The sequence below is a fragment of the Nocardioides sp. P5_C9_2 genome, assembly GCF_054049555.1.
In genome coordinates, this window is the sequence record NZ_JBFUMD010000183.1 from 1 (window position 1) to 6,930 (window position 6,930).

Genomic DNA, 6,930 nt, shown 5'->3' on the forward strand with positions numbered 1-6,930 from the left:
AAGGTGTCCTCGGTCGTCAGCCAGGCGTCGTGGGCGGCCGTGGGGTCGGGACCGTGGGAGACGCTCGAGAGGCCCACCAGCCGCTGGCCCTGCCACCACGCAGTGTCACGTGCTGCGTAGGTGCCGACGACCTCGAGCCGCACGCCGTCCTGCGCGCCGATGGCGGGCGCCACGGTCGTGGTCGAGCCGGGGGAGAGGTCGAAGTTCTCGACGTCGACGTCGCTGACCAGGATCTCGCCGGGCGCGGCGGGACAGGTGCCGCTGACGATGCGGAGGTGCTGGCACGCGCCCTCGCGCCAGAGGAGCGGCCCCGTCGGCGGGACGTCGCCGACGACCGGGGTGACGCTCGCGGTGCGGCCCAGGACGGCTGGCTCCAGCCGTGCGGCGACGTCCCGCGGGACCATCGTCCGGAGCTCGCGGGGGTCGCGCGCGTCGGTCGCGCCGCCCGCGTCGACGATCGCCTCCGACTGGACCGTGACGGCCTTCTCGGAGGTGCTCGCCTGGGCCAACAGGGTGTCGACGAGCGCCTGCTGCATGGCCCGGTCGTAGAGCGGCGCGAAGGCGGTGCAGGCGGTGATCAGGGCGGAAACCGCGACCAGCGCCAGGGTCTGCCCGCGCCGATGACCCAGGGCCGATCGGCGCGCGAAGCGGATGGACGACCATCCCGTTGCGCGCCGGGGTCGCCAGCCGCTCATGGCCACATCCTGTCGTCGTGCAGTGCGGGGAGCGTATCCCGGTCCCCGGTCAGGGTCCCGGCGGCGGGCCGGTCACCGGAAGTCGCGCGACGACGCTCGCGCCTGCAGCACTGCTCCTGCGCCCGGCACCAGGACGTCGATGCCCTCCACCCGGTCGGCGATGAGGTTGGTGACGCCCTCGTTGCGCTCGATGCGTCCGCGGACGACCACGGCGACCCGTTTGCGGGCGGCCCGCCGGTGCACCTTCATCACCCCGACCGAGCACACGACGTTGAGCATGCCCGTCTCGTCCTCGAGGTTGAGGAAGGTGACGCCCATCGCGGTCCCGGGCCGCTGCCGGTGGGTGACGAGGCCGCCGACGTGGACGCGGCGGCCGCTCTCGGTGCCGTCGAGCTCGGCGACGGAGCGCACGCCGGCGCGGCGCAGCTCGGCGCGCAGGTGCTCGATCGGGTGACGCTCGGGCGAGACGCCCGTGGCCCACAGGTCGGCCAGGGTGATCTCGGGCTCGCTCATGCCGGGCAGGGTGGGTGCCGCCGGGGCGGGAGTGGTGCCGGGCAGGTGCTCGGCCCCCTCGGCGAAGCCCGCCGTCCACAGGGCCTCCCTGCGGTCCAGCCCCCAGGCGTCGAACGCGCCGGCGGTGGCCAGCGCCTCGAGCTGCGCGGACGTGAGGTCGGCGCGCCGGGACAGGTCGGTGACGCCGGTGAACGGTGCCTCGTCACGGGCGGCGACGATCCGGCGCGCCACGTCGAGACCGATGCCGCGCACCGAGTCGAGCCCGAGCCGTACGGCGAGCGCGCCGTCGCGGCGGTGGGTCGGGACCGGGTCGGGGGTGCCGGGCACCCACTCGGCGCGGTCGAACCGCGGCCGGCAGCACTCGGCCGGACCGGAGGGTGCCACCGGTCCCGTCACGACCGCCTCGAGGTCGGCCTGGGCCGCGGACCGGGTGACGTCGGGACGGCGTACGTCGACGCCGTGGCGCCGGGCGTCGCCGACCAGCGACTGCGGGGAGTAGAACCCCATCGGCTGGTTGCGGAGCAGGCCGGCCAGGAACGCCGCCGGGTAGTGCAGCTTGAACCAGGAGGAGGCGTAGACCAGCAGCGCGAAGGACAGGGCGTGCGACTCGGCGAAGCCGAAGTTCGCGAAGGACAGGATCTTGACGTAGATCGAGTCGGCGAGGTCGCCGGTGATCCCGCGTCGCGCCATCCCGGCGTACAGCTTCTGCTTGACCGACTCGATCCGCTCGACCCCCCGCTTGGACCCCATGGCGCGGCGCAGCAGGTCGGCGTCGTCGCGGCTGCAGTCGCCGAGGGTGACCGCCATCGCCATCAGCTGCTCCTGGAAGAGCGGCACCCCCTTGGTGCGCTCGAGCACGGGCACCAGCTCGGGGTGGTCGTAGGTGACCTCTTCCTTGCCGGTGGCCCGGCGCACGTAGGGGTGCACGGCCCCGCCCTGGATGGGACCGGGACGGATCAGGGCGATCTCGATGGCGAGGTCGTAGAACTCGCGCGGGCGCAACCGCGGCAGCGTGCCGATCTGGGCGCGGCTCTCGACCTGGAAGACCCCGATCGAGTCGGCGCGGCACAGCATGTCGTAGACGGCGGGCTCCTCCTTGGGCATCGTCGCGAGGTCCCACTGCTCGCCGAGGTGGTGGGCGACCAGCCGCATCATGTGGTCGAGCGCGCCGAGCATGCCCAGGCCGAGCAGGTCGAACTTGACCAGGCCCATCGACTCGCAGGCGTCCTTGTCCCACTGCAGCACGGTCCGCCGGTCCATCCGCGCCCGCTCGATGGGACAGACCTCGCCGATGGGCCGCTCGGTGAGGACCATCCCCCCGGAGTGGATACCGAGGTGGCGGGGCGCCCCCATCAGCTCCTCGGCGAGGGCGACGACGGGAGCGGGGATGTCGTGGGCGTCCGGGTCGCCCATGTCGCCGGCCACCACCGACTGCCAACCGTCGATCTGCTTGGACCACGCGTCCTGCTGACCCTGGGAGTGGCCGAGCGCCTTGGCGGCGTCGCGCACCGCCATCCGCGGGCGGTAGCCGATCACGTTGGCCACCTGCGCGGCGTTGCGGCGCCCGTAGGTGTCGTAGACCCACTGGATGACCTCCTCGCGCCGGATGGAGTCGAAGTCGACGTCGATGTCGGGCTCCTCGTCGCGGTGGGCGGAGATGAACCGCTCGAACGGCAGCCGGTAGAAGACGGCGTCGACCGCGGTGATCCCGAGGGCGTAGCAGACTGCGGAGCTCGCCGCGGATCCACGCCCCTGGCACAGGATGCCGCGCTCGCGGGCGAAGGCGACGATGTCGTGGACGATGACGAAGTAGCCGGCGAAGTCCTTCTCGGCGACGACGCGCAGCTCGTGCTCGAGGCGTTCGCGTGCCTCCCGCTCGTGGGGGACGCCGGCGTAGCGCTCGGCGAAGCCGCGCTCGGCGAGCACCCGCAGCCAGGAGTCGGCGGTGTGGCCCTCGGGGATCTGCCGCTTGGGCAGCGCTGGGGAGGCCTTGCGCAGGTCGAAGGCCAGCTCGTCGGCGAGCGAGGCGCTGCGGGCCACGGCCCTGCGTCCGAGGTCGTGGGGGTACGCCGCCAGCGCGGCCGCCGTCTCCGCCCCGCTGCGGAGGTGGGCCGAGCCCGTCAGGTCGAGCCAGCCGTCGAGCTCGGCCAGGCTGCGGCGGGCGCGCACCGCCGCCATCGCCGAGGCCAGCCGGCGCTGCTGCGGGGTGGCGTGGTGGACGTTGCCGGCGGCGACGACGTCGAGGCCGTGGACGGAGGCCAGCCGGGCGAGCGCCGCGTTGGTGGCGTCGGCACCCGGGCGCGGCGAGAGCTCGACGAGCACGTGCTCGAGGCCGAAGAGGGAGGTCAACCGGTCGAGGGCCGGGGCCGCCGCAGCCTCACCCCCGGTCGTCAAGGCCTGTTGAACGGCGCCCTTGCGGCAGCCGGTCAGCACCACCCAGTGACCACGGCCGCGTTCGCCGAGCTCGTCGAGGTCGTAGACGGGCCGCCCCTTCTCGTCGCCGCGCAGGTGGGCGTCGGTCATCGCCGCGGCGAGCCGGTGATAGCCCTCGACGCCCCGCGCCAGCACGAGCAGGTGGCTGCCCTCGGGGTCGGGCACGCCGTTCTGCGGCCCGCCGAGGCCCAGGGACAGCTCGGCGCCGAAGACGGTGGGCAGGTCGTAGGCCGCCGCGGCCTCGGCCAGCATCGGAGCGCCGTAGAAGCCGTCGTGATCGGTGATCGCCAGCGCGTGCAGCCCCAGGCGCACCGCCTCCTCGACCAGCTCGGCCGGCGAGCTGGCGCCGTCGAGGAAGCTGAAGTGGCTGTGGCAGTGGAGCTCGGCGTACGGCGTGACCGTGGCGGGCCGCTCGATGGACCGCGTCTCGGTGGCAGGGCGCTTGCGCCGCGACACCGGGGCGTCGTCGGCCCCCGGCAGGCCGCTGAGCCGGCGCTCGAGCTCCTTCCAGTGCATGGCGGGGTTGTTCCAGCCCATCAGCGCACCCCTCCGGTGAGGCGGCGGTCAGTCATAGCCGGCCTCCAGGGACCATCCCTCGGGCGCGCGCAGCAGCAGCCAGGCGCGTCCGTCGGCGCCGACGACCTGGAACCGGGCCGCCATCCCGGTCCCGCCCGACCACCAGCCCTCGTCGGTCGGCCACGGCCCGGCCCACGCGGTCACCGGCTGCCAGGGCAAGCTCTGCTCGTCGACGGTGCCCGGCACCCGGAAGCGACGTGGCTCCCCGGTGACCACGCCCCGGTCGGTGACGCGCACGTCCCGGCCCGCGTCGTCCACGACCTCGGCGACCGGGGGAGTGGCGAAGACCCGGACGGGTGCCGGCCCGGGCACCCGACCCGGCCACGGCCGGTCGAGCGGGCGCAGGTCGACGGCGCGCTCGCCCCAGGGCACCAGGGCCTGTCGTGCCGAGGGGCTGCGGCCACCCTGCAGCACCGGGCGCCGCACCGCGTCGAAGCCGACCATCCCCTGCACCCGGGCCACGCCGCGCTCGACGAGGTCGTCGGACGCGGAGCCCCACAGCGCCTCGCCGTGGGCGGCCGCGGGCTCGACGAGCTCCGGGACGAAGGTGACCCGGTCGATCGGMGCCCGCACCACCCCGGAGTGCTTGCGAGCCCGCAGCGAGCCGCCGACGTCGGCCGACTGCAGCTGCCAGTGCACCCGGTCGACGAGGTCGCGGGCGTCGAAGTGACGCGGGTGCAGCCAGACGCGGGAGGAGCAGACGGCGCCGTCGGCCGCCGCCTCGACCCGCACCCCGGTGGCCACGAGCTGATGGTGCGCCAGCCGGGAGACGAACCGTTCGGCGGTCGTGCGGACGCTGAAGGTGATGGCCTCGACGGAGTCGAGGGGCGGCTCGAAGGACACCTCCGCGTCGAGCTCGGGGGGTGGGGTGCGCGCGGCGAAGAGTGCCCGGTCCTCACCTCGGGCCCGTCGTCGTACGGCGGCGCCGTAGGTGCCCAGGCGGTGCTCGACCGCATCGCCCGGGAGGTCGGCGAGGTCGCCGAGCGTGCTGAGGCCGAGCCTCTGCAGGAGGCTCACCAGCGCGCGACCCTGGGCGCCGTCGCCCTGGAGGACGTGCGCGGGCAGGCCCCGCAGGAACGAGGCGGACCCACCGGCCGGGACGACCACCCAGGACTGCACGTCAGCCGTGCGGGCCGCCTGCTCGGCGGTGAAGAGGTCGTCGCCGATGCCGAGCCGGACGTCCCAGACACCGCTCGCCACCAGTGCCTGGCACACCGTCGCGGCGGCGGCGGTCTCGGAGCCGTACCAGCTGCCCGGCGCCCGGACGGCCAGCAGGCCGGGTCGCAGTGCCGCGACCCCTGGGCGCAGGTCCTCGACCGTGGCGAGCACCGGCTCGAAGGCCCGGGCGTCGCGATCGGGGTTGGCGGGCAGCAGCACGAGGTCGGGGCACCGGGCCTGGGCGTCGCGACGGCGCTGGCCACGCCTCACGCCCTCGGACCGGGCGGGACCGTTGCACACCTCGATCACGTTGGCGGAGAGGACGGCGGCGGGGGAGCGCGGTGACCGCTCCGCCTCGTCGAGCGCGGCGACCACCGACCAGTCGGGGCACCAGACCACCATCACCCTCATCCGGCTCTTCCGTCCACGCGCCGCCGGAGCTCGCGCACCTGCCCCTCCACGTGGTGCACCCCCGGCCACGCGAGGTCCGCGTGCTGCGGCGGACGTGCGCCCCGTCGTACGACGACCCGGGCACGTCGCTCCTGCAGCTGCCCGGTGCCGGACATCGGGCCGGTCCAGCTCGACTCCTCGACGCTCAGCCTCGCCTCGACCCGCGGCCAGTGCCCGTGGACCACCAGCACGGCCGAGCGCGTGCGCAGCCGCGAGTCGAGGAGCCCCGCGGTCCGCTCGTCGACGGACGCGGGCGCACGCAGGACCACCACCCGGAGCACGTCGACCAGCGCCGACGTCACCTCCAGCCAGTGCTCGCCCGGGTCGGGCACCAGCACCGTGCGGGACAGCTCGATGCCCAGCTCCGCCGCGGCCTCCGCCCCGAAGTCGCGGCAGCCGGCGAAGCCGACCCACTCGCCCGCCCGGGAGGCTCCCGCGGCCAGCGCGAGCGCCAGGGAGGCGGAGTCGACCGCGTACGTCGCTCCCGCGTGCAGCGGCGCCAGGTCAGCGATCCCGGGCAGCGTCGCGACGGGCTGCATGGCAGGCTTGCGCTCCATCGCCGCGACCCGCTCGCGCAGCTGCTCGACCACCGGACGCCCCGGGTCGAGCGCGGCAAAGGAGCGGCTGGACGACATGTGCTCATGATCGAACAGGCGTTCGAAGGAGTCAAGCGAGAGGCGCGCTTTGCTCGGGCCCGCCTCGGTGGTTGGCTGGGTGCATGAGCAAGCACGGCACCATGGCCACCGACCGTCCCGACCGCTACGCCAAGCAGCTGGCCGGACACTGGGCGGCGAAGGCCACCGTCACCGAGGACGGGGCAGTGCGCACGCTCGTCATGGGCAACGGCCAGACCGTGGTGCTCCGACCTGTCGAAGGGGCCCTGGAGGTCGAGGCGAGCGTGCCTGCGGACGGTGACCTGGACCGGTGGGCCCAGGTGGTCGCCGACCACCTGCAGCGCTTCGGCCAGCGCGACGAGCTCGAGGTCGTCTGGGCCTGAGGACGCGGAGGGCGGTCAGTCCCGAAGGTCGGCGGCGTCGGTCTCGTCGGCCCAGGCGCGGTGCTGCGTCCGTGCCCACGGACGCGAGACCCGGCCCGTGCGCATGCC

Annotated in this window: 4 protein-coding genes and 1 pseudogene; 1 reads left to right on the top strand and 4 read right to left on the bottom strand. The window is 74.6% G+C overall.

The window, feature by feature from the left end; all coding sequences use genetic code 11:
* From ACXJKL_RS10815 to ACXJKL_RS10830, 4 genes and pseudogenes are all read right to left on the bottom strand, one after another.
* Positions 1–695: pseudogene (locus tag ACXJKL_RS10815) on the bottom strand (hypothetical protein); the annotation flags it as partial.
* Positions 696–767: 72 nt separating this feature from the next.
* Positions 768–4,178, bottom strand: coding sequence for an error-prone DNA polymerase (locus ACXJKL_RS10820; protein ID WP_457207056.1), 3,411 nt, complete (start codon positions 4,176–4,178; stop codon positions 768–770).
* 27 nt (positions 4,179–4,205) lie between these two features.
* Complete coding sequence (locus ACXJKL_RS10825) at positions 4,206–5,786, bottom strand: Y-family DNA polymerase (protein WP_457207057.1); 1,581 nt, start codon at positions 5,784–5,786, stop codon at positions 4,206–4,208.
* Positions 5,783–6,460: a hypothetical protein gene (locus tag ACXJKL_RS10830; protein WP_457207058.1), complete on the bottom strand. Its 678-nt coding sequence runs from the start codon at positions 6,458–6,460 to the stop codon at positions 5,783–5,785. Before ACXJKL_RS10830 ends, ACXJKL_RS10825 begins: the two co-directional genes overlap by 4 nt.
* Positions 6,461–6,543: 83 nt before the next feature.
* On the opposite strand from ACXJKL_RS10830, the gene ACXJKL_RS10835 reads away from it, so the two are divergent.
* Positions 6,544–6,822, top strand: a complete 279-nt coding sequence (locus ACXJKL_RS10835; protein WP_457207059.1) for a DUF2218 domain-containing protein — start codon at positions 6,544–6,546, stop codon at positions 6,820–6,822.
* The last annotated feature ends 108 nt before the right edge of the window (positions 6,823–6,930 follow it).